Source organism: Caballeronia sp. NK8 (assembly GCF_018408855.1).
Lineage (GTDB): Bacteria > Pseudomonadota > Gammaproteobacteria > Burkholderiales > Burkholderiaceae > Caballeronia.
Map to the genome: position 1 here is coordinate 1,549,676 of NZ_AP024325.1, position 22,296 is coordinate 1,571,971.

The 22,296-nt window shown below is 65.0% G+C and carries 14 protein-coding genes and 1 pseudogene; 13 read left to right on the plus strand and 2 right to left on the minus strand.

All coding sequences use genetic code 11. The features are described 5' to 3' along the window. The first annotated feature begins 298 nt into the window (after nucleotides 1-298). The 4 genes from NK8_RS32340 (at nucleotide 299) to NK8_RS32355 (ending at nucleotide 5,147) form a co-directional block, all read left to right on the plus strand. Complete coding sequence (locus tag NK8_RS32340) at nucleotides 299-1,540, plus strand: ROK family transcriptional regulator (protein ID WP_162070465.1); 1,242 nt, start codon at nucleotides 299-301, stop codon at nucleotides 1,538-1,540. After that, nucleotides 1,530-3,074 carry a sugar ABC transporter ATP-binding protein gene (locus NK8_RS32345; RefSeq protein WP_213232338.1) on the plus strand — a complete coding sequence of 515 codons (1,545 nt, stop codon included), beginning with the start codon at nucleotides 1,530-1,532 and terminating at the stop codon, nucleotides 3,072-3,074. Before NK8_RS32340 ends, NK8_RS32345 begins: the two co-directional genes overlap by 11 nt. Nucleotides 3,075-3,091: 17 nt before the next feature. Beyond that, entirely contained in the window at nucleotides 3,092-4,126 is a 1,035-nt protein-coding gene (locus tag NK8_RS32350; protein ID WP_213232339.1) for a ribose ABC transporter permease, read from the plus strand. A 73-nt stretch (nucleotides 4,127-4,199) separates the two neighbouring features. Then, complete coding sequence (locus NK8_RS32355) at nucleotides 4,200-5,147, plus strand: ABC transporter substrate-binding protein (RefSeq protein WP_162070463.1); 948 nt, start codon at nucleotides 4,200-4,202, stop codon at nucleotides 5,145-5,147. Between the two features lie 19 nt (nucleotides 5,148-5,166). Here NK8_RS32355 and NK8_RS32360 read toward each other — a convergent pair whose 3' ends face one another. Further along, entirely contained in the window at nucleotides 5,167-6,081 is a 915-nt protein-coding gene (locus NK8_RS32360) for a hypothetical protein (RefSeq protein WP_162070462.1), read from the minus strand. Between the two features lie 134 nt (nucleotides 6,082-6,215). Here NK8_RS32360 and NK8_RS32365 point away from each other — a divergent pair, with 134 nt between their 5' ends. From NK8_RS32365 to NK8_RS32405, 9 genes and pseudogenes are all read left to right on the plus strand, one after another. After that, nucleotides 6,216-6,716, plus strand: a complete 501-nt coding sequence (locus NK8_RS32365) for a molybdopterin-dependent oxidoreductase (protein ID WP_213232341.1) — start codon at nucleotides 6,216-6,218, stop codon at nucleotides 6,714-6,716. After that, nucleotides 6,713-7,261, plus strand: coding sequence for a nitrogen fixation protein NifQ (locus tag NK8_RS32370; protein WP_213232343.1), 549 nt, complete (start codon nucleotides 6,713-6,715; stop codon nucleotides 7,259-7,261). Before NK8_RS32365 ends, NK8_RS32370 begins: the two co-directional genes overlap by 4 nt. Nucleotides 7,262-7,497: 236 nt before the next feature. Next, nucleotides 7,498-16,989: a hemagglutinin repeat-containing protein gene (locus tag NK8_RS32375; protein WP_213232344.1), complete on the plus strand. Its 9,492-nt coding sequence runs from the start codon at nucleotides 7,498-7,500 to the stop codon at nucleotides 16,987-16,989. Beyond that, complete coding sequence (locus NK8_RS32380; RefSeq protein WP_213232345.1) at nucleotides 16,986-17,213, plus strand: hypothetical protein; 228 nt, start codon at nucleotides 16,986-16,988, stop codon at nucleotides 17,211-17,213. Before NK8_RS32375 ends, NK8_RS32380 begins: the two co-directional genes overlap by 4 nt. Nucleotides 17,214-17,274: 61 nt before the next feature. Next, nucleotides 17,275-18,183: a polymorphic toxin type 50 domain-containing protein gene (locus NK8_RS32385; protein ID WP_213233280.1), complete on the plus strand. Its 909-nt coding sequence runs from the start codon at nucleotides 17,275-17,277 to the stop codon at nucleotides 18,181-18,183. Further along, nucleotides 18,183-18,482 (plus strand): hypothetical protein, encoded by a 300-nt coding sequence (locus tag NK8_RS32390; protein WP_213232346.1) that lies wholly within the window; start codon nucleotides 18,183-18,185, stop codon nucleotides 18,480-18,482. The genes NK8_RS32385 and NK8_RS32390 overlap by 1 nt, the downstream gene beginning before the upstream one ends. Nucleotides 18,483-18,486: 4 nt before the next feature. Next, nucleotides 18,487-18,705, plus strand: a complete 219-nt coding sequence (locus NK8_RS32395; protein ID WP_213232347.1) for a hypothetical protein — start codon at nucleotides 18,487-18,489, stop codon at nucleotides 18,703-18,705. 17 nt (nucleotides 18,706-18,722) lie between these two features. Continuing rightward, nucleotides 18,723-20,475, plus strand: a pseudogene (locus NK8_RS32400) (ShlB/FhaC/HecB family hemolysin secretion/activation protein). A 110-nt stretch (nucleotides 20,476-20,585) separates the two neighbouring features. Then, nucleotides 20,586-20,987 (plus strand): winged helix-turn-helix domain-containing protein, encoded by a 402-nt coding sequence (locus tag NK8_RS32405; protein ID WP_213233281.1) that lies wholly within the window; start codon nucleotides 20,586-20,588, stop codon nucleotides 20,985-20,987. Here NK8_RS32405 and NK8_RS32410 read toward each other — a convergent pair. Next, nucleotides 20,984-22,294, minus strand: a complete 1,311-nt coding sequence (locus NK8_RS32410; protein ID WP_213232348.1) for a DUF2325 domain-containing protein — start codon at nucleotides 22,292-22,294, stop codon at nucleotides 20,984-20,986. The two genes, NK8_RS32405 and NK8_RS32410, sit on opposite strands and share 4 nt — an antisense overlap. Nucleotides 22,295-22,296 lie beyond the last annotated feature (2 nt).

Consider the following 22,296-nt stretch of genomic DNA (forward strand, 5'->3'; position numbering starts at 1 on the left):
GAAGTGTCGAAAAGTGTCGCCGACGATAGCACATCGATCTGCGCGACGCTTCCCGTAAGCGCATCGCAAGGCAGCGCCGCGCGGCTTGGCAGCGTCGGCTGCATCGCCTAGTGTGAATCGCACCGGGTCCGCCGTTTGCGGCTGCTCGGCATCGCGCCGCCCGCACCATCTCTTCAAAACGCGCTTAAAAAGCGGCTTCGGGATTTCCCTCCTTTACTTCGACGCGCCGTCGTTCTTAAATAAATCAACTTGATTTAATTAATGGCCACGAGTCGATGGCCGTCTCCGGAGACAGCGCGTGAAATCCCCAAGCGGCAGAGGAAGCAACTCCGCGAACGTACGCCGGTACAACGAGCGGCTGCTGTTGCAGGCGTTGCGGCGCGCCGAACCGGCGTCGAAGGCCGAACTCGCGCGCCACGCGAATCTGACGAGCACGGCGGTCGGCAGCATCGTCGAATCGCTGGAAAATGCGGGCCTGATCGAATACACCGGACGTCGTCTCGACGGCCAGCGCGGCCAGCCCGCGTCGCTGATCCGGCTCGATCCGCGCGGCGCGTTCGGCATCGGCGTGCGGCTGGATCGCACCGGCATCGAAACGGTGCTCGTGAATTTCGCCGGCGATGTCCTTGCCCGCAGCGCGCTCGATGCCGTGCTGCCGCATCCGTCCGAGGCTCTCAAGATCGTGCAGCGCGACATCGACAACATGCTCGGCCTGCTGTCCGCGCCGGAACGCGAGCGGCTGACGGGCGTTGGCATCGCGCAGCCGTTCAACCTCGGCAGCTGGCTGCGCGAGCTCGGCCTGCCCGCCGAAACCTTCCGCGCCTGGGACGAAACCGATTTCGCCGATGAACTCGGCCGCGCGCTGTCGCTGCCCGTCTTCAGCGAAAACGACGGCAACGCCGCCGCGACCGCCGAGCTGTTCTACGGCCACGGCCGCCGCTGCGACGACTTCGTCTACCTGTTTCTCGGCTCCGCGATCGGCGGCGGCGTCGCGATCAACGGCGACTGCCTGCGCGGCACGTCGGGCAACGCGGGCGACATCGGCGTCATTCCGGTGCCGCCGAGCCGCCTGCCTTCCGCGCCGCAGCCGTCCGGCCGCTGGGACATTCTGCTGTCGCGCGCGTCGCTGAACGCGCTCGTGCGGCATCTCAACTATTGCGGCGCGGCGGCGGACAACCGCGTCGACTTGCAGGCGTGCATCGAGCGGGATCTTCCCGCGGTCGACGAGTGGATCGACGACTGCATCGAAGCGCTCGCGCCCGCCTTGCGCGCGACGCTCTGCGTGCTCGACGTGCCGATGGTCGTGATCGATTCCGATATCGACGGCGGCCTGCTCGACAAGCTCGTCGAGCGGCTCTCGACGACGCTCGCCGCCAACGCGCCCGAAGCGCGCGGCACCCCGACGCTCGTGCGCGGCTCCTTCGGCCCGGATGCGGGCGCGATCGGCGCGGCCACGCTGCCGATGTTCTTCAACTTCTCACCGCGCGCGGCGATTCGCCACGCGGGCTTCAAACCGCAAGAGGTGAACCATGCCGCATGACCCTTCCCGTCCGCCGCCGCTTCTGGAAATGCGCGGCATCAGCAAAACCTTTCCGGGCGTGCGCGCGCTCAACGACGTGCGCCTGTCCGTCTATCCCGGCGAAGTGCATTCGCTGATGGGCGAAAACGGCGCGGGCAAATCCACTCTGATGAAAATCCTGTCGGGCGCGTATCAGGCCGATGCGGGTGGCCAGATTCTCATCGACGGCAAGACCGTCACCATCGACGGGCCGCTCGCCGCGCGCGCGCTCGGCGTCGCCGTGATCTATCAGGAACTGAGCCTCGCGCCGAATCTTTCCGTCGCGGAGAACATCCACGCGGGACGCGAGTTGCGGCGCGGCAGGCTGGTCGATCGCAAAGGCATGGAGCGCGGCTGCGAGGATGTGCTGAAGCGCCTCGGCGCGAGCTTCAAGCCGCATACGCTGGTCGGCGATCTGTCGATCGCGGAGCGGCAGCTCGTCGAAATCGCGCGCGCCGTGCACGCGCATGCGCGCATCCTCGTGATGGACGAGCCGACCACGCCGCTCTCGTCGCGCGAAACCGATCGTCTGTTCGAACTCGTACGCACGTTGCGCGCGGAAGGCATCGCGATCATCTATATCAGCCACCGCATGGCGGAGATCTATGAGCTGTCGGACCGCGTGTCCGTGCTGCGCGACGGGTCGTACGTCGGCACGCTGATGCGCGACGAACTCTCCGCCGACAGCCTCGTGAAGATGATGGTCGGCCGCGACATCTCCGGCTTCTACAAGAAGGAGCACGCGCCCTACGATCCGGGCAACGTCGTGCTGTCGGTGCGCGATATCGCCGACAACAATCGCGTGAAAGGATGCAGCCTCGACCTGCACGCGGGCGAAGTGCTGGGCATCGCGGGACTCGTCGGCGCGGGGCGCACGGAACTCGCGCGGCTGATTTTCGGCGCCGAAGAGAAGACTCGCGGCGAAGTGTCGATGCACGGCAAGCCGGTGAAGCTGCGCACGCCGCGCGACGCGATCGATGCCGGCCTCGTCTATCTCACCGAAGACCGCAAGGGCCAGGGCCTGTTCCTCGACATGAGCGTGCGCGACAACATCAACATCACGATCGCCGGACGCGACGCGAAAGCGGGCGTGATGGACCTGCCGCGCGGCAACACGCGCGCGAAGGACGCGATCGCCGCGCTGACGATTCGCGTGCCGAACATGCGCGTCAACGTGGGTGCGCTGTCGGGCGGCAACCAGCAGAAAGTGCTGCTCTCGCGCCTGCTCGAAACGAAACCGGAAGTGCTGATCCTCGACGAGCCGACACGCGGCGTCGATATTGGCGCCAAGTCGGAGATTTATCGAATCATCAACGATCTCGCGCGCACGGGCGTCGGCGTGATCGTCATCTCGAGCGAGTTGCCGGAAGTGATCGGCGTGGCGGACCGCGTGCTCGTGATGCGTGAAGGCGAAATCGCGGGCGAGCTCGGCGGCCATTCCGGCAAGCCGATTTCACAGGAAGGCATCATCGAACTGGCGACGGGCTCGAAGATCAAGCTCGATCAGGCGGCTTAAGGATTACGGAGAGAGACATGGCTAACACGACGAAACACCAGGAAGGCGCCGCGCCGGTTGCGAAAGCAGAAAGCACGACCCAGCGGCAGAAAAGCATCGAGCATCGCGAGCGCATGCAGGTGCTGATGCGCACCGCCGGCATGCTGCCGGTGCTGATTCTGCTGTGCATCGGCTTCGGCATCGTGACGGATGGCTTCTTCAGCTTCCAGAACATGTCGATCGTCACGCAGCAGGCATCGATCAACATCGTGCTCGCGGCCGGCATGACCTTCGTGATTCTCACGGGCGGCATCGATCTTTCGGTCGGCTCGATTCTGTCGGCGGGCGCGGTCGCCGCACTGCTCGCATCGAACATTCCGGGCTGGGGCTGGCTCGGCGTTCCGGCGGCGCTCGCGGTCGGTCTCGGCTTCGGCGTCGTCAACGGCCTGTTGATCGCGTTGCTGAAACTGCCGCCGTTCATCGTCACGCTCGGCTCGCTCACCGCGGTACGCGGCATCGCGCGGCTGATCGGTCACGACACGACCATCTTCAATCCGCAACTGTCGTTCGCGTTCATCGGCAACGACACGCTGTTCGGCGTGCCCTGGCTGGTGATCATCGCGCTGCTCGTCGTGTTCGTGTCATGGTTCATTCTGCGACGCACCGTGCTCGGCCTGCGCATCTATTCGGTCGGCGGCAATCCGGAAGCGGCGCGTCTTTCGGGCATCAAGGTGTGGGGCATCCAGCTCTTCGTCTACGCGATCTCGGGCTTGCTCGCAGGTCTCGGCGCGGTGATGTCCGCCGCGCGTCTCTACGCCGCGAATGGTCTGCAACTCGGCCAGTCGTACGAACTCGATGCGATCGCCGCGGTGATTCTCGGCGGCACGAGCTTCGTCGGCGGCGTGGGCTCGATCGTCGGCACGCTGGTGGGCGCGCTCATCATCGCGGTGCTGACGAACGGTCTCGTGCTGCTCGGCGTGTCGGATATCTGGCAATACATCATCAAGGGCCTCGTGATCATCGGCGCGGTGGCGCTCGATCGTTACCGTCAGCGCGGCTCGGCTCGCACCTGAACTTCCGCTATCCGGGCGCATTCGGGTCCGCGTGCGCCCGCCCTCGAAAAAAGGACCAACTGGAGACAACAACATGCGCAAACACAACAAGCTTTTCGCCAGCGTCGCACTCGCTCTCGGATTCACCCTGTCGCTGTCGGCGCACGCCGCCGACAAGCAGTTGAAATCCGTCGGCATCACGGTCGGCTCGCTCGGCAACCCGTACTTCGTGACGATCGCAAAGGGCGCGGAAGCCAAGGCGAAGGCCATCAATCCGAGCGCCAAGGTGCAGGCGGTGTCGTCGGACTACGACATGAACAAGCAGTTCACGCAGATCGACAACTTCATTTCGGCGCACGTCGACATGATCCTGCTGAACGCCGTCGATCCGAAGGCGATCGAGCCCGCGGTGAAGAAGGCGCAGAAGGCGGGCATCGTCGTGATCGCGGTGGACGTGGCAGCCGCGGGCGCGGACGCGACCGTGCAGACCAACAACGTGCAGGCCGGCGAAATTTCCTGCGACTTCCTGGCGAAGAAGCTCAACGGCAAGGGCAACGTGGTGATCGAGAACGGGCCGCAGGTGTCGGCGGTGATCGATCGCGTGAACGGCTGCAAGAGCGTGCTCGCGAAGAATCCGGGCATCAAGATCCTGTCCGACGATCAGGACGCCAAGGGCTCGCGCGAAGGCGGCATGAACGCGATGCAGGGCTATCTCACGCGTTTCCCGAAGCTCGATGGCGTGTTCGCAATCAACGATCCGCAAGCGATCGGCACGGACCTCGCGGCGAAGCAGCTGCATCGCGGGAATATCGTGATCACGTCGGTGGACGGTGCGCCGGATATCGAAGTGGCGCTGAAGTCGGATACGTCGGTTCAGGCATCGGCGAGCCAGGACCCGTGGGCGATGGCGCAGCAGGCGGTCAGCGTCGGTTATGACCTGATGAACGGCAAGAAACCGAGCAGCTCGACGATCCTGTTGCCGTCGACGCTGGTGACGCGCGAGAACGTCGGCAGCTACAAGGGCTGGTCGTCGCCGCGCTAAAGCATCGTCAGCGCCGTTGTTATCGAATGGGCGCGACGCGCAGCGCGCTCGGCTTGTCCGGCGCGCCCGAGCGGTCGACCACGATGAGCCGTTTGCGCGCGACGTCCACCGCGACGCCGCGCGGCGCTTCGAGGCCGTCCATGACGACGGTCGCCCGGCCGCGCTTCGAGAAGCTGCACACGGCGTGCGCGCCGCACTTCGTGTAGAGCGTGCCGTCGGGTGCCGCGGCCATCAGGTCGGGCGCGTCAACGGTCGCGAAGACATCGCTGGCGGGCACGGGCGCGCTCGCCGCCCGCGCCGCCTGCAGATCCACCTTGTAGATGCGGTTGGCGGCCTGATCGCTGATGTAGAGCGTCTCGCCGACGGCCGCGAGACCGACCGGCTTGGCCAGTCCGCCGACGATGTCGCGCTCGATCATCTGGCGCGGCGCGGCGCCGCGCGTGATCACGCTCACGCCGCCTTCGGGCGGCGCGCTGCCCTCCTTCACGAACCAGCTCGACAGGAACGTGCCGCTATCGAGCACGAAGAGGCCCAGACGCCGCCGCGCCGAATTCGTATCCGACGCAAGCGCGACCTGACCGCTCGGCGCGATATCGAAAACGGCGCCAGCCGTGCCGAAGCCGAACTGTTCGACGAGCAGATGCCCGTTCGGCGCGAACGCGATCTGGCTCAGGCCGGTGCGCTCGCCCTCCGCGTGAGGAATGCGCGCGTAGAGAGAGAACGCAGGCGCGTCCTCGTCGCCGATGTGCGTCGTCATCACGATGCCGTTGGTTCTGTCGTCGGTGACGAACACCGCGCCGTCCGCATCGCGCACCGCGACGCCGTTGGGCGTGCCCGCGAGCGGCACCGTCTGCGCCGTCGTGCCCGGCGCGACCGAGCTGCACGCCGCGAGGAACATCGTCATGGCGAATGCCGCCGTCAGCCGACGCTTCATGCGTTTCTCCCGTCGATAAGCCGAAGATCATGTCCGTCATGCCGCGGGAAACATGGCATCGCGCCGGACATCGTAATATAGTCGCAGATATAACGCGGCCCCAATACGCTTTCACGCTTCTTACGTCAAACGCCATGGAACTTGCGCACTCGATTTCCGCTCGCCCGGCCACGCCAGACGGACCCGTCGTCGAGATCGGCGGCGCGGTGCAACGACCGCTCACGCTCGATCTTGCCGCATTGCGCGAATTCGCGTGCGCGCACATCGCGCCATTCGATCTGGTGTGTTTTTCGACCGGCCGCTACATCCGTCCGATGGGAAGTTATCGCGGCGTGCCGTTGCGCGTGCTGCTCGACGCGGCGGGCGTGCGCCGCCCGGACAACTCGGATTTCAAGCGCACCGTGTTTCTTGCGCACGCGCACGACGGCTACGCCGTGACATTTTCGTGGCACGAGCTGTTCAATACGCCGATCGGCGCGCAGGTGATCGTCGCCTATGAGTGCGCGGATCGCGAACTCGGGATCGAGGATGGTCTGCCCGTGCTCGTGTCGGGCGCGGATACGGTGCATGCACCGCGACACATGAAGCGCCTCGTGCGCGTCGACGCGCACGTGCTGGGCACAGCGCATCGATGAACGCGTCAGCGCGTGCGTTGCTCGCGCACGCCATCCATCCCGATGCGCCCGATACCGTGCTGTTCGCGCGGCTCATCGGCGCGCGCATCGAATCGAATGATCTGCTTCTGCTCGGGCTCGATGCCGGCGCGTTCGCCGCGCTGATCGGCCGGCATTTTCGCGGTGCGGCGGTTGGTCGTGTGCCGGGTGCGATTCTCGGATCGCCGCATCGCGCGTTCGTGCGCGATCTGCACGGCCTGCTGATGTGGCACGACCGCACGGCGACGAGCCATCGGGAAGATGCGTTTTGTCTCGCGACGATCATCGCTGCGGCGTCGTTGCGGCCGGATCATCTGTGGCGCGATCTCGGCCTCGACGGGCGCGATGATGTCAGCGAGATGCTGGAGCGTCACTATCCCGCGCTGGTCGCGCGCAATGTTGCGAATCTGCGCTGGAAGAAGTTTCTCGCGCAGGAAGTTGCGCACGCGAGAAGCGTCGCGCCGATGGGTGCGCCGGGGTGTCCGGGGTGTGAGGATTATGGGTTTTGCTATCCGGACCACCGATAGAGCGAGCAGGTTGAGCATCGGCGCTTTGCCTCGCTGACGACGCTGACGAGCCCCCCCCTTTCGTTCCCTTTCCAAGCGCTTATCGCGAGGCCCTGGTGCGCCTCGCCGGCCGAGCGTGTCCGTTCTTTCAGAATCTTCCTACGACGTTCCACGTTTAGGAACACTGACAATACCGAGTTTCCCTCGACACTAGGCAGAGCATCGTGGAATCGATTCTGCCGACCCAAACAAGAAGCATGAACAAGGGTATCTACAAACTCGTCTTCGGCCGCGTGCGACATATGCTCGTCGCCGTCGCGGATTTCGCCAACGCTCACGGCAACACGCCCGGCACACGCGGCGCGAGCGCAGTCGTTCGGGACGCCGAGCCCGCGCCCGCATTACGCGCGCTCGCGCTGGCCGCGATGCTGCTCGTAGGCAATATCATCATGAGCGCGCCATCGCTCGCGCAGATCGTAGCGGCGCCCGGCTCGGGCGCGCGCGTCGTGCAGACCCAAAACGGGCTTCCGCAAGTCGATATCGCAAAGCCTTCGAGCGCCGGTGTTTCGCTCAACAAATATTCACAGTTCGACGTCCAGAAACAAGGCGCGATCCTCAACAACTCGGCAACGATCACCGCCACGACACAGGCCGGCTATGTGAACGGCAACGCGAACCTGACGCCGGGCAACGAGGCGCGCGTGATCGTCAATCAGGTATTGAGCAACTCGCCGTCGCAGTTACGCGGATTTTTGGAAGTCGCCGGCAGAAAGGCGGAAGTCATCGTCGCAAATCCGAACGGCCTGGTCGTGGACGGCGGCGGCTTCATCAATACGTCACGCGCGGTCCTGACCACCGGCACGCCGAATTTCGGACCGAACGGCAACCTCGCGGGCTTTACGGTCAACGGCGGTAACGTCAGCATTCAGGGCGCGGGGCTCAACGCGAGCAATGTCGACGCGGTCGACATCCTCGCGCGCGCCGTAGAGGTCAACGCGGCCATCTACGCGAATCAGCTTAACGTCGTCGCGGGCGCGAATCAAATCGATCACGATACGCTCGCCGCGACGCCCATCGCGGGCAATGGCGCCGCGCCCTCGGTCGCGATCGACGTCAGCCAACTCGGCGGCATGTACGCGAACAGGATATTTCTGGCGAGCAACGAGAACGGCGTCGGCGTGAGCACGCGCGGCATTCTCGCCGCGCAGGCTGGCGACCTGACGCTCAAGTCGAACGGCCAACTCGTGCTCGCCGGGACCACGAACGCGAGCGGGTCGATCAGCGTATCGGCGCGCGATGGCATCGACAATAGCGGCGCGACTTACGCGCAGCGCGACGTGAACGTCGCGACGGCGGGCGGGTTGAGCAGCTCGGGCATCCTCGCATCGCAGAACAATACGACGGTCAACGCGGGCAGCGTTGCATCGACCGGCACGCTCGGCGCGGGCGTGAACAACGACGGAACGATCGCCAACGCGGGCAATTTGAACGTGATCGCGAGCGGCGCGGTATCGGCGCGCGGGCGCAACGAAGGCGGCGGCAACACGACGATCCGGGGCGCGTCGGTCGATCTAGCGGGCAGCAATACATCGGCCAATGGCGCGCTGGCGCTCGACGCCACGAGCGGCGACATGAACCTGTCGGGCGCGAGCACGACCGCAGGCGGCACGCTCGACGCCAGCGCGGCGGCCACGCTCACGAACGACGGCGGCAAACTGTCGAGCGGCGCGGCGATGCGGGTCGCGGCGGCCAGTTTGTCGAACGCGAACGGTCAACTCGTCTCGCAATCGACACTCGATGTGAACACACGCGGCGCGCTGAGCAATCGCAGCGGCACGATGCAGGCGGCGGGCCGTGAGACCGTGCAGGCGGGCTCGCTCGACAATACGGGCGGCAAGATCGCGTCGCTCAATGGCGACGGGTTGAGCGTGTCGACGACAAGCGCGCTCGTCAATGGCGCGAGCGGTACGATCGGCACGAACGGCACGAACGGCACGCTCGATGTCGACGCGCTCACGCTCTCGAACGCGGGGCAACTCACGGCGGCGGGCGACGCGCACGTGCGCGCGGACACGCTCGACAATCGCGCCGGCAGCGTCACGGCGGGCGGCGCGCTCGATGTCGCCGCGAACAATGCACTCGACAATACGGGCGGCACGCTCTCAGGCGCGGCGACGAACGTCTCGGGCGCATCGATCGACAACACGCGCGGCACGATCGAAGGCGACACGCTCGCCGTCTCGACGCCCGGCGCACTCGTCAACGCGGGCGGCACGCTCACACAGTACGGCGCGGCCGATCAGACCATCCACGCGGGCGGCGCGCTCGACAACACCGGCGGCACGATCGCAAGCAACGCGACGAATCTCGGAATCGATGCGCAAACGATCGCGAACAACGGCGGCAAGGTTCAGCACGCGGGCACGGGCGCGCTCGCGTTGAACTCGAAAGGAACGCTATCGAACGCCTCGGGCAATGTCGTGACGAACGGCGCGCTCGATAACCACGCCGGAACGATTCAGGCGGCCAAAGCGGCGACGGTGAAGTCGGCCTCGCTCGACAACACGGGCGGGCGTCTCGTCTCGCTCAATGGCGACGGCTTGAAGGTCACAACGTCGGGCGCCCTGGTCAACGGCGCGGGCGGCGTGATCGGCACAAACGGCGCGCTCGATGTCGACGCGCTCTCGCTCTCGAACGCGGGTCAACTCACGGCGGCGAGCGAGGCGCACGTGCGCGCGGCTACGCTCGACAATCGCGCCGGCAGCGTTACGGCAGGCGGCGCGCTCGATGTCGCCGCGAATAATGCGCTCGACAACACGGGCGGCACGATATCGGGCGGTTCGACGACCGTCTCGGGCGCATCGATCGACAACACGCGCGGCACGATCGAAGGCGACACGCTCGCCGTCTCGACGCCCGGCGCACTCGTCAACGCGAGCGGCACGCTCACGCAGTACGGCGCGGCCGATCAGACAATTCACGCGGCCGGCGCGCTCGACAACGCAGGCGGCACGATCGCGAGCAATGCGACGAATCTCGGCATCGACGCGCAGACGATCACGAACGACGGCGGCAAGGTTCAGCATGCGGGCACGGGCGCGCTCGCGATCAACGCGGCGGGCGCGCTCTCGAATGTCAACGGCAGCGTGCAAACCAACGGCGCGCTCACGGCGAGCGGCGCGAGCGTCGACAACACGGGCGGCACGCTGCTGGCCATGAACGCAGCGCGAATCGATGCGGCATCGGGCATCGTGAACCGTGGTGGTTCGATCTACGGCGCAGCGGGTTTGCACGTCGGCACGCAAGGCGATATCGACAATGCGAGCGGCTCGATGCAGACCGCGGGCGATCTCAATGTCGACGCGGCAGGCGCGCTCGCCAACACGGGCGGCACGATCAGCGCCAATGGCCCGCACGGCTCGGCGAGCGTGAGCGCGGCGCGCATCGACAACACGGGCGGCACGCTCACCAACGCGGGCGACGGCGCGACGACGATCAGCGCGTCGGACGTTGTCAATACGGGCGGCACGCTCGGCGGTAATGGCGACGTGACGCTCAACGCGCAGACGCTCGACAACAACGCGGGCGCGAACCTCGTCGCGGGCGGCGCGGCGAATCTGAACGTCGCTCAGACCGTGAACAACGCGGACGGCACGCTGTTCGGCGGCACGGCCCTCAACTTGAACCAAGCAAGCGCGACCGTCATCAACGACGGCGGCGCGATCCTTGGCGGCCTCGACGTCTCGCTTGCGGTCGCCTCGCTCTCGAACGCGGGCGGATCGATCCGCGCCAATCGCGACGTCAGCGCGAGCGGCGTCGTCTCGGGCGACGGCGCCATGATCGCGGGGCGTGATCTCTCGCTTGACGTCGTCGGCGATTACACGAACGGCACGGCCAACAACCTGCACGCCGATGGCGACATGCGCGTCGCCGCGACGGGCACGCTCAGCAACGCGGGCACGCTCGACGCGAATGGCGCGCTCACGGTAATTGGTCACGACGTCGTCAACGCGGCAGGCGCTGATATCAACTCGTCGACGACGAGCGTGAACGCGGTCGACATGATCACCAACGCTGGGCGCATCGAAGGCGACACGGTCACGACGAATAGCGCGGCGCTCGCCAACACCGGGACCGTGATCGGCAACGACGTGACCGTCAACGCCACGGACGTGACGAACAGCGGCGCGGCGGCGGTGATCGCGGGCGCTGAGCGCGTGCGCGTCTATGCCGCCAATTCCGTCGTCAATGAGGACGGCGCGCTCATTTACAGTCTCGGCAATCTGGAAATCGGCCGCGACGGTACGCGCGACGCCGAGGGCTTGCTCGCGAATCAGACGGGCTTGCTCGTCAACAGCGCGGCGACCATCGCGGCCGAGGGCGATATCGACATTGCCGCGCGCACAGTGCAGAACATTCGCACAGGCGTCGTCACGGAAGCCGGCGCGCCGCAGGACGCGGGCACGACGACGCGGGGAATCTGGACAGCGGGTCTCAGCGATATCCAGCTTGGCAGTTACCACAGCAAGCTCTATCCGCAGTGGAATTTCGGCGCGGGCGCGATCGGCGCACAGGCGGTTCAAGGTCTGGCGAAGCCCCTTACGGTCACGTTGCCCAAGGATCAGGTGACCAATCTCGACAGCAGCGCGCAGACCTTCTCGTTGGCTACGCCGCTTGAAGATACTTACAGGACTTGGGGCAACGTTTCCGGCAACCCATTTCCGCAAATGGTGGAAGCGAACCGCGTCATTACCACCCACGCGACACAGTGGTACAACAGCCTTACGGACAATGGCGACGGCACCGTCACGGTCACGTTCTGGCCGGACTATGATCCGCGCGTCAACATTCGCCCGGATCAGCTCAAGTTCGATACGTCGCTCGGCTCGGACAACCACGACTACGTGGAAATGAAGCGCACCACGCAGACGACCACCGCGACCGACCAACTCATCAGCGCGGGCACGGCGGCGACGATTCAGGCGCAAGGCGCGATCCGCATCAACGCGGACGGCGGGCTGATCGAAAACCAGTCGTCGACGATCGCCTCGGGCGGGAACCTGAAAGAGCGTGCGGACAATGGCGGCAAGGTGGAGGACACGGGCACCGTCTTGCAGCAGACGATTACCGAAACGAATTTCTCGGACTGGTACTGGCACCAGAAGACCGGCGGCGACAGCGACTACAAGACGAACATCGAGAACGGCGTCACGCAAACCACGACGACCGTCAACGCTTTGCCCGCGATCACATCGTCGAACCAGACCGTACAGATCGACGCGACAACCATCAGCATCAACTCGGTCGACCGCCAGGGCAACACGGTGATCGGCTCGGGCGTCACGGGCGGCAGCGCGGACGGCACGCAGACGGGCGCAATCTCGGGACAAGGCGGCAAAGCGCAGACGATCGACGGCACGCAGGCATCGAGCGTCAGCGGACAGACGAGCGCCCCGCAAACGGTCGGCGGCGCGACGGGTGGCATTCCGAACCTCAAGCTGCCGACGAGCGGGCTCTACACGTACAACACCACGCCGGGCGCGACGTACCTGATCGCGACCGACCCGCGCCTGACGAACTACGCGAAGTTCATCAGCAGCGACTACATGCTCGGCGCGCTCGATCTCGATCCGCAAAAGACGATCAAGCGCCTCGGCGACGGCATGTATGAGCAAACGCTCATTCGCAACCAGATCACGCAGCTCACGGGCCGCACGTTCCTCGCCGGTTTCACCGATGCGATGGACGAGTACACCGCGCTCATGAACAACGGCGTCGGCTATGCGAAGGCATTCGGCCTCGCGCCGGGCATCGCGTTGACTGCCGAGCAAATGGCGCGCTTGACCACGGATATGGTCTGGCTCGTCTCGCAGGACGTCACGCTACCCGATGGCTCGCACGAGACGGTGCTCGTGCCGCAACTCTATCTCGCGAGCGCGAACGCGGTCGACCTCTCGAAGAGCGGCGCGCTCGTCGCGGGTAACGCCGTCAACCTCTTCGCGAGTGGCGATGTAGTCAATAGCGGACACGTGGCGAGCAATCTCGCAACGACGATCATCGGCAACAACGTCAGCAATAGCGGCGTGATCGGCAGCGCGGGCACGACGGCGGTCGTCGCCGTGCAGGACGTGCGCAACACGAGCGGGCGGATCGGCGGCGCCGACGTGCTCGTGCAAGCCGGGCGCGACGTCATCAACGAAACGCATACGTATGGCGTCGCGAGCGCGTTCGGCTCGGGTGACATCGGCGGACGTGTGACCGGCACCGGCGTCAACGCGCTCGGCACGATCTCGGCGACGAACAACGCGACCGTCATCGCGGGCCGCGACGTGAGTCTGTCGGGCGCGCTCGTTCAGGCGGGCGGCAACGCGGGTATCTCGGCGGGACGCGATATCAACGTCGGCACGACCGAATTCACGAGCTCGCGTGAGGTCCACACGACCGACCGACTCAACGGCAGCCACGACGAAGTCAGTCAGCGACTCGGCAGCGCGATCGTCGCGGGCGGCAACGTCACCACCCTGTCAGGACGCGACACGACGCTCACGGGCGCGACCATCGCGGCGGGCGGCAATGCGGCGATGATCGCGGGCGGCGATCTTACGATCACGGCTGCGAAGAACACGGCCACGCATAACGAACAATCGCTTGGCGGCAAGCAGGCGCAACACGTCTCGTCGAGCTACGACGAGCAGGTCAGCGGCTCGAAGGTGAACGCGGGCGGCGGCGTCACGCTCGCAGCCGGTCAGAACGGCACGGGCGACCTCGCGATCCTCGGCTCGAACGTGGCCGCCGACAAGGGCGGCATCGCGCTCGTCGCGACAGGCGACGTCACCGTCGGCAGCGTGAGCGAAACCCACGACGCGCAGAGCTGGAATCACACGAATCATTCGGGATTCTTGTCGAAGGACACGACGACCGACACGAGCGCATCGCACGCGGTCTATGCGAACGGCTCGACGGTCTCGGGCGACACGGTCACGGGCGCGGCCGGGCGCGATATGACGATCAGCGGCTCGACCATCGCCGCGACCGATGACGTGAGCTTATCGGCGGGCCATGACCTGACGATTGGCACGTCGCAGGATTCGAGTCAGTCGAGTTCGTTCCACCAGGAAGCCAAAACCGGCATGGGCGCGTCGGGTGCCTCGATCTCGTACGGCTCGCGCGACCAGAAAGACACGTACAACGACGCGTCGGTCACGCACAACGCGAGCCTCGTCGGTAGCACGGACGGCAGCGTAAAACTCGTTGCAGGCGGCGACTTGCACGTCACGGGCAGCGACCTGATCGCGGCGAAAGACGTGATCGGCACGGGCGCGAACGTGACGCTCGACGCGGCCACGAACACTGCGCATCACGACGAAACGCACGAAGTCAAGCAAAGCGGCGTGTCGCTCGGCGTCGCGGGCGGTCTGGTCGACATGATTCAAAGCACCGTCGACCAGGCGCACGCGTCGGACAAGAGCGAGGACTCGCGCGCTGCGACCCTGCACACGATCGCGGCGGTTGGCAATGGCGCCGCGGCGGCCGAATCGATGGCGAGCGGCAAGCCCGACGTCAAGATCGAACTCAGCTTCGGCAGCAGTCACAGCAAGGACACCTCGGCGCACGACTCGGCCACGTCGAGCGGGTCGAGCGTCAAGGCGGGCGGCACCGCGGCATTCTCGGCGACCGGCGGCGATCTCACGGTCGCGGGCTCGAATGTCGATGCGACCGATGTCGTGCTCGCGGCCAAGGATCGCGTCAACCTGATCAGCACGGCGAGCACCGATTCGACTCGCAGCACGAACGAGTCGAGCGGCAGTTCGTTCGGCGTTTCTTACGGCACGCAGGGCTACGGCGTCGATGCGTCGATGTCGAAGTCGAGCGGCCACGCCAACAGCGACTCGACTACGCAAAGCAATACGCACATCAACGCGAGCAACGGCGCGACGATCATCTCAGGGGGCGACACGAACATCGTCGGCGCGAACGTCAACGCCAAGACCGTCAACGCCGATATCGGCGGCAATCTGAATATCGCTAGCGTGCAGGACACGGCGACGAGCGACGCGCATCAGGAAAGCAAAAGCGGCGGCGTGAGCATCAGCCAGGCGGGCGGCGGCGGTTCGTTCAGTTCGCAACATGGCAACGCGAGCGGCAAGTACGCGGGCGTCGAAGAGCAAAGCGGGATTCGTGCGGGCGATGGTGGTTTCAAAATCAACGTTGCGGGCAATACCGACCTCAAGGGCGCGGTGATCGCGAGCGACGCCGACGCGAGCAAGAACACGCTCAACACGGGCACGCTCACGTTCTCGGATATCGCGAATCACTCGGACTACAGCGCGAGCAGCAGCGGGTTTAGCGCGGGCGGATCGATGGGCGCGGCGGCCAAGGGAACGGGCCCGTCGTCGGTGAGCGGCGCAGGCGGCCTCACACCGATGATGAGCCAGAACGACAGCGGCAGTTCGGATGCAACGACTCGCAGCGCCATCAGTGCGGGCACGATCATCATTACGGACAAGGATCGTCAGACGCAGGACGTTTCGAGTCTGAGTCGCGACACGTCGCACACGAACGGCGCTGTGTCGAGGCTGCCCGACGTGCAAAACCTGCTCGACAAGCAAGGCAACATGATGAACGCCGCGAGCGCGGCGGGTCAGGCGGTGGCGACGCAGATCGGCGCGATTGCGGACGCGAAGCGTGACGCCGCGCAAAAGGCGCAAGAGCAAGCCATCAAGGACGGCAATCTCGACCTCGCCGCACAGTACGGCGCCGAGGCGGCGAAATGGGCCGAAGGCGGCGAGTATCGGATCGCGATGCATATTGCGGGCGGAGCAGCGGTTTCTGGCTTGGGTGGAGGCAGTGTTGCGGGTGGTGCTGCGGGTGCGGGCATCTCTGCTACGGCAGCGGGCTATCTGAATGACGTGAGCAACGCGGTGAAGGGTGCGAGTCCGACGGGCAACGCGGATGCGGATCGGGCGCTGGGCAACATCCTTGCGAATGTGCTGGCCACGGGAGCGGGAGCGGTTGTTGGTGGTAGCACGGGCGCGGCCACGGCGTCGAACACCGACATGTACAACCGCAGCCACGATTGCACGAATAGCAAGTGCGAAGGTAGCGATGGCTCGCTGGTTGATCGGGCAATCAACTGGGCGAAGGAAACGTATAGTGACCCGGTTGGTGATGCGAAGCGCTGGGCGGCCCAGATTAGCGGGCAGGCTGCGGCCAGTAGCGGACAGATGCCGCCAGCGGATGCGAACCCGCTGATCGACGTAACCAACAATTCGAAGCCGCCGGCTGCGGGTGGATCGGCGGTGTTGGTGCCGGTGTGTGTGCCGCCGGTTTGTACGGCGGTGCCTGCGGCGACGCCGGGAACGCCGGGCTATGTTCCTAGTAATGCCACGCTTAATAGTGGTGACAAAGACTCGTCGTTCGGCGGAAAGAGCATTGATGATCTGTCAGACTCAGCGAAAGTGCCGGACCCATCTGATAAGTCTGGCGAGTTGAGCGCTGCTGGGCGAGGATTGCAGAAACACGGAAGTCGCGAGGACAGTGCGTTCCCCGCAGCAAAGGGCAATCCGACCGCTATCAATGAACAAGGTCAAAAGATCGTAGACGACATCCTGAATGATCCAGGGCGTACCGTTGAGCAGTTGAATCGTGGCCGTTACGGGGACGTCGTTGAAGTCAGAGCATCTGATGGACGAGGAATTCGGTACGGAGCAGATGGAAGGTTTATTGGTTTCTTGGAGCCGAACAAATGAAAACGCTAAAAGCACAGATTGCGAGCGTCACTGACAGAGAAAGCCTTATTTACGAGATTTGGCACGAGAGCCGGCAGGTTGCAGAAATATCCAAGGAGCCTGGTCGAAGTTATGAGATCGAGATTTATCCGGCTGCGAACAATGGCGCTTGGCGCTTTGATCTGAAAGAGTTCAAGGAAATGCTGGAGGACGGAGTTAAGGAGTTGGCTAGCAATCCAAAGTAAGGCAAACAGCAAACCCGGCTTCGGCCGGGTTTGGGACGAAGGTGGCGCCTATCGCGTGGCGATGCACACGGCGGGCGGCGCGCTCGTCGCGGACCTCGGCGGCGGTAGCGCTGCGGGCGGCGCGGCGGGCGCCGGGGTATCTGCCGCACTCGCGGGCGACCTCAACAGGCTCGCTGACACGTTCGGCAACGGCGGTGGCACGGACCCCGGACTCGCGGCGGGCAACATCGGCGCGAACGTGATCGCGGGTGCGGTCGGCGGCCTGATCGGCGGGAATTCTGGCGCGTTCGCGGGGGCCAATGCGGACCTCTATAACCGAAGCACGACGAACGCCGACGGCAAGGGGAGCACCGAGAACTTGCTCGCAGGCCGTGTGTGGGACGCGGTCGTCAATACCGTGACCGATCCGCTCGGCTCGCTCAACTACGCGTTGAATAGTGTTATTCCGGCGCCGCAGAATCAAAAGCCCGACGCCGACCCGAATCCGCTCATTGACGCGCATAACGGCAACACTTCGCCGCCGACCGGAGGCGCGGTCGTTACGCCGCCCACGGTGGTATGCGCGCCGGGTGGCGCGTGTGTGGTCGTGCCCGGCGCCGCGACGGCAGGTTCGGCGGGCAGCGTGCCGCCTAATGCCATCTTTTCGAAAGATTCGGATGATGGCGCGGACAATGGACCGACGATCGAAGCAGGAAAACAGGGAAAGCACCAGCCGGGACATAACAACTTCACTTCGGGAAAAAGTGAACTAACTTATCCCGATCCTCAGCAACTCTCGAATGACTTCGCCGGGACGGGCCAACCGGTGAACAACGTTTCGCCCGGTCAGGCGGGATATCGAGAGCGAGTTGATTTCGGCACAGTAATTGGAAACTACGTTGACCCCGTGACGGGTCAGAAAACGCCAACCACGAACGGCATCATTCACTATAGTAAAGATGGCGTTCACATTGTTCCAGGTAGACCGTAATGGATAACGATTTTCGCGTTCGACTCTTGCTCTCTCTTCAGGTCGCCCTGCTTGGCAATATAAGCGCGAACATGCGCGCCGTGACGTGCCGACTTGAGGGCAGCGATATCAAAGTAAGGGCTATGTTTGACGGTGCAGTCTCGGAAGAGGACTCTGCGACCGTCGACGAGATCGGGTCAGAATTGGCGTCACATTTCGATCATGAGATGGTCGACGTCGAATGTCTTCGTGTCGACGCGCCGCAACCGATCAGTACAAGCAACGATGAACTCATTGCCTATCGTCGAAAAGAAGCCTAGAGAGATGAAGACATTGCAAGAGAACGACGTGTTTCAACTAAGTGCGGCACTTGAAGCGCAAGTCATCGGCGACGAGAGGAATATCACTATTCCTGCGGGCTCGGTCGTTACCGTAGTCGCGGTATTCGGTGATTCCGACTCGCCCGAGGCCTATGAGGTCGAGGCCTATCTACCCCATTTGGACGCCTACGCTCTCACAACCGTGTCAGCGAGTGATGTTTAACTCTACCGCGTTCAGTAATGACAACATGTAAGATACTGGCGGCATTGCCGCTGGTTGTGGTCACTCTTGCCGCGCACGCGCAACAAGCGCCGACGATCGCGGACGAAGCCGCCGCCGCTCGCGCCAACGCGCTACAGAATCAACAGGTACAACAGCAACGCGAGGCGGCCGTGCAAGCGCCCGTCGTGCGCTCGACAGTGCCGACCGATGGCGCTTTTCCGACGCTACCAAATCAGCAGCCATGTTTTCGCGTCGATGCCTTCGCGCTCGACGTTCCCGCGACGCTGCCCGACGTGATTCGCGAGAAAAGTGCCTCGGCGTTGCCGCTCGACCGGTTCGCCTTCGCGCACGCGTGGCTCGACCACTATCGCGGGCAATGTGTCGGCCGCGAAGGCGTCGCCATACTCGCCAAGGGCGTCCAGCAAACCGTGCTAAGTCGCGGCTACGTAACGACGCGCGTGCTCGTGCCCGAGCAGGACATCGCGAGCGGCACGCTCGCATTCGCGCTCGTGCCCGGCGTGAATCGCGATGTCCGCTTCGCCGAGCCCGCGACGTGGGCGTCGTGGCGCTCGGCGTTCCCGACGCGGCCCGGCGATGTGCTCAACCTGCACGACCTTGAGCAAGGCATCGAGCAAATGAAGCGGCCCGCGAGCCAGGACGCCGACATGCAAGTCGAGCCGACCGGCGCGCCCGGCGAGAGTGACGTCGTCATCTCGTTCAAGCGAGCGAAGGCTTGGACGCTCGTCGCCTCGGTCGACAACTCGGGTAGCCGCGCGACGGGCAAGCTACAAGGCAACCTGAGCCTCGGCCTCGACAATCCGCTCGGCCTGAATGACGTGTTGAGCCTCGGCGCGAATCAGGATTTGTATTTCGACGACAAGGCGCTCGGCTCGCACGGCTTTAACGGCTCGTACTCGGTGCCGTGGGGCTTCTGGACGGGCTCGCTCTTCGGCTATACGAGCACGTACTACCAGCAGATCGCGGGCGCGAGCCAGACTTTCGTGTCGAGCGGCAACGCGCAGACGGCGGGCGTCAAACTCACGCGCGGGCTGCGCCGCAGCCAAAGCGACGTGCTCGGCGCCTACATGCAACTCTCGAAACGGTTCGGGGCGAGCTTCATCGACGATACCGAGATCGAGATTCAGCGGCGGAACAACACCTTCATCGAGGCCGGGCTCACGGATCGGCACTACATCGGCGGCGCGCAACTCGACGGCTCGCTCGCGTATCGGCAAGGGATCGGCGCACTCGGCGCGACGTCCGACGCGGCGCCCGATCCTTACCCGCCGACGCCCACGACGAAACCGGGCGATCCCACCTATCGCTATCGCATGGCGGTGCTCGATCTCAACCTCTCGGGTCAGCCATTCCGGTACGTGACGACGTTCCACGGCCAGTATTCGCCCGATACGCTCTTCTACGTCGACGATCGCACGATCGGCAGCCGCTACACGGTGCGCGGCTTCGACGGCGAGCAGATGCTCGCGGGCGAGCGCGGGTTTTTACTGGCGCAACGAGGTGCAAGCGCCGCTCGGGCAGTCGAGGCAATCGTTCTATGCGGGCGTCGACTACGGGCGCGTCTTTGGGCCCAATACGGCCTTTCTCGCGGGCACACAACTCGTCGGCGCCGTGGTCGGTCTGCGCGGTGGCGTCGCCTCGAAATACGGCGGATTGAGTTATGAGCTCTTCGCAGGCACGCCGCTCTACAAACCATCGGCGATGTCGACCTCGCGCGTGACGCTCGGTTTCCAGGTCACGGCGCAACTCTGATGAGATCGGAGACAGTCGCGACGGCGCATGCGAACGTGGCGCCGAGCCGGAGCCCCAGGCATTCGCCGCCGATGCTCAAACGCCCACTCCCTTCGTGTATCCTCTCCGGCATGGCGACGACCCACAAACCAACCCAAAGCGCAGCCGACACGGACCCGGCGAACCACCCCGCCGAAGTCCGCTTTCGCATGCGAATCATGAAAGGCGAGACCATTGCGCTCGGTCCGGGCAAGGTCTCGCTGCTGGAAGCGGTGCACAAGCACGGCTCGATATCGGCGGCGGCGCGCAGCCTCGACATGTCGTACCGGCGCGCCTGGCTGCTCATCGACGAACTCAACCGCTCGCTCAAATCGCCTGCGACGATCTCCGAGCAAGGCGGTCAAAGCGGCGGCGGCTGCGTGCTGACGCCGGTTGGCGAGAGCATCATCCGGCTTTATCGCGATGTCGAAACGCAGGCGCAAGCGGCCTGCGCCGGGCAAATCGAATCGCTCACGAAACTGCTCAAACCTTAACCGTGACGCAGGCAGAACGCGGACGGCGGCGGCGCGCTCGCCCGCGTGTCCTGCGCGCTCGCGGCCAGCCGCGCGACGAACTCCACGAAGCTCGCGACGCTCGCCGTGCGCAGCGGTGAATATTCGACGCCATGCCGCTCGCAGACGCGCTTGAGCATGCTCATCGAATCGTGATCGATGCAGTCGACGGGAAACAGCACGACGTCGGCATTCGGCAACGCGGCGGCGAGCAAGCCCTTGCGATCCTCAATGCCGCCGTCATGGACGATCAGCTCGCCACCCGCCGCTTCCACGAGTGACTTCAGCACCGCGTTCGAATTCGGCCTTCCGCCGACATAGACGATACGTTTGCCATTCACCCATTCGACCGCGCGCCGGCGCGCGTCGGGCTGATCGTCGGCATTCAGCGTCGCGCGTTCCAGCGCCGCGCATTCGGCCTGCACGACTCTCAGCAGCGCCTGCGCTTCGCCCAGCTTGTTGCGCAACGCGCGCGTCTCGTTCTCATCGTGCTGCGCGCGCTGCTCGGCGGCGGCGCGCCGGCTCGTGTGCAGCGCAAGACGTCGCTCGCCGTCCTCGACCTTCTCGCGCAGCCGCTCGACTTCGGCTTCGAGCTGCGCCGTCGACAGGTCCGCCTTGCGATCCGCGAGCGCGGCGAGTTGCAGCGCCTGCGCGTTCGATTGCACCAGCGACGCATCGCGCTCCATGCTCAATTCGAGCAGACGCGCCTGCTGACGGTCGAGCTTGTCCCTGAGGCCGGCGTTCTCCGCTTCGAGCGCCACGAGCCGACGGATATCCGCGCGATTCGCCGCGCCCACCAGATGCGACAGCATATGCAGTTCGCCGAACGCGGCCTGGCGCACTTCGATCGTCGCGTGCGGATGCGACATCACCGCCCAGTATGCGGGCGGGATATCGCCGGACTTGAGCGCGTCGTTCCATAGATCGAGCAACGCCTGCGGATCGCGCGCGGCATCGAAACGGCGGATCGCGCCCGCGTAGCGCTCGTCGAGCGCCTTGTTCAGCGCCTTCGCGCCCGCGCCGCCCGCGATCGCAAGTTCGACGGCCGCATGATGAATCTCCAGATCGCTCGCGTGATGGCGGTCGAGATCGGTGAATTTCGGCACCAGCTTGCGCAGCTCGCCGGTCGAAAGACAGGTGCCGATGACCGAGCAATGCAGGTTGGCATCGAGTTCGGCAAGACGCGCGCGCCGCCGCGACGAGCGCAAATCGGCTTCGGTCGGCTGGCAGCACGCATCGCGATGTGCATGTGCGCTCGTGCGGGCAAGTTGAAACGGAGGGGGCTGCATGG

What these genes read in the sequence shown, in the direction of transcription:
- NK8_RS32410 (WP_213232348.1), bottom strand. Translation starts at nt 22,294, where the DNA reads ATGCAGCCCCCTCCGTTTCAACTTGCCCGCACGAGCGCACATGCACAT.
- NK8_RS32405 (WP_213233281.1), top strand. Translation starts at nt 20,586, where the DNA reads ATGGCGACGACCCACAAACCAACCCAAAGCGCAGCCGACACGGACCCG.
- NK8_RS32385 (WP_213233280.1), top strand. Translation starts at nt 17,275, where the DNA reads ATGCACACGGCGGGCGGCGCGCTCGTCGCGGACCTCGGCGGCGGTAGC.
- NK8_RS32375 (WP_213232344.1), top strand. Translation starts at nt 7,498, where the DNA reads ATGAACAAGGGTATCTACAAACTCGTCTTCGGCCGCGTGCGACATATG.
- NK8_RS32380 (WP_213232345.1), top strand. Translation starts at nt 16,986, where the DNA reads ATGAAAACGCTAAAAGCACAGATTGCGAGCGTCACTGACAGAGAAAGC.
- NK8_RS32360 (WP_162070462.1), bottom strand. Translation starts at nt 6,081, where the DNA reads ATGAAGCGTCGGCTGACGGCGGCATTCGCCATGACGATGTTCCTCGCG.
- NK8_RS32365 (WP_213232341.1), top strand. Translation starts at nt 6,216, where the DNA reads ATGGAACTTGCGCACTCGATTTCCGCTCGCCCGGCCACGCCAGACGGA.
- NK8_RS32355 (WP_162070463.1), top strand. Translation starts at nt 4,200, where the DNA reads ATGCGCAAACACAACAAGCTTTTCGCCAGCGTCGCACTCGCTCTCGGA.
- NK8_RS32345 (WP_213232338.1), top strand. Translation starts at nt 1,530, where the DNA reads ATGCCGCATGACCCTTCCCGTCCGCCGCCGCTTCTGGAAATGCGCGGC.
- NK8_RS32370 (WP_213232343.1), top strand. Translation starts at nt 6,713, where the DNA reads ATGAACGCGTCAGCGCGTGCGTTGCTCGCGCACGCCATCCATCCCGAT.
- NK8_RS32390 (WP_213232346.1), top strand. Translation starts at nt 18,183, where the DNA reads ATGGATAACGATTTTCGCGTTCGACTCTTGCTCTCTCTTCAGGTCGCC.
- NK8_RS32395 (WP_213232347.1), top strand. Translation starts at nt 18,487, where the DNA reads ATGAAGACATTGCAAGAGAACGACGTGTTTCAACTAAGTGCGGCACTT.
- NK8_RS32350 (WP_213232339.1), top strand. Translation starts at nt 3,092, where the DNA reads ATGGCTAACACGACGAAACACCAGGAAGGCGCCGCGCCGGTTGCGAAA.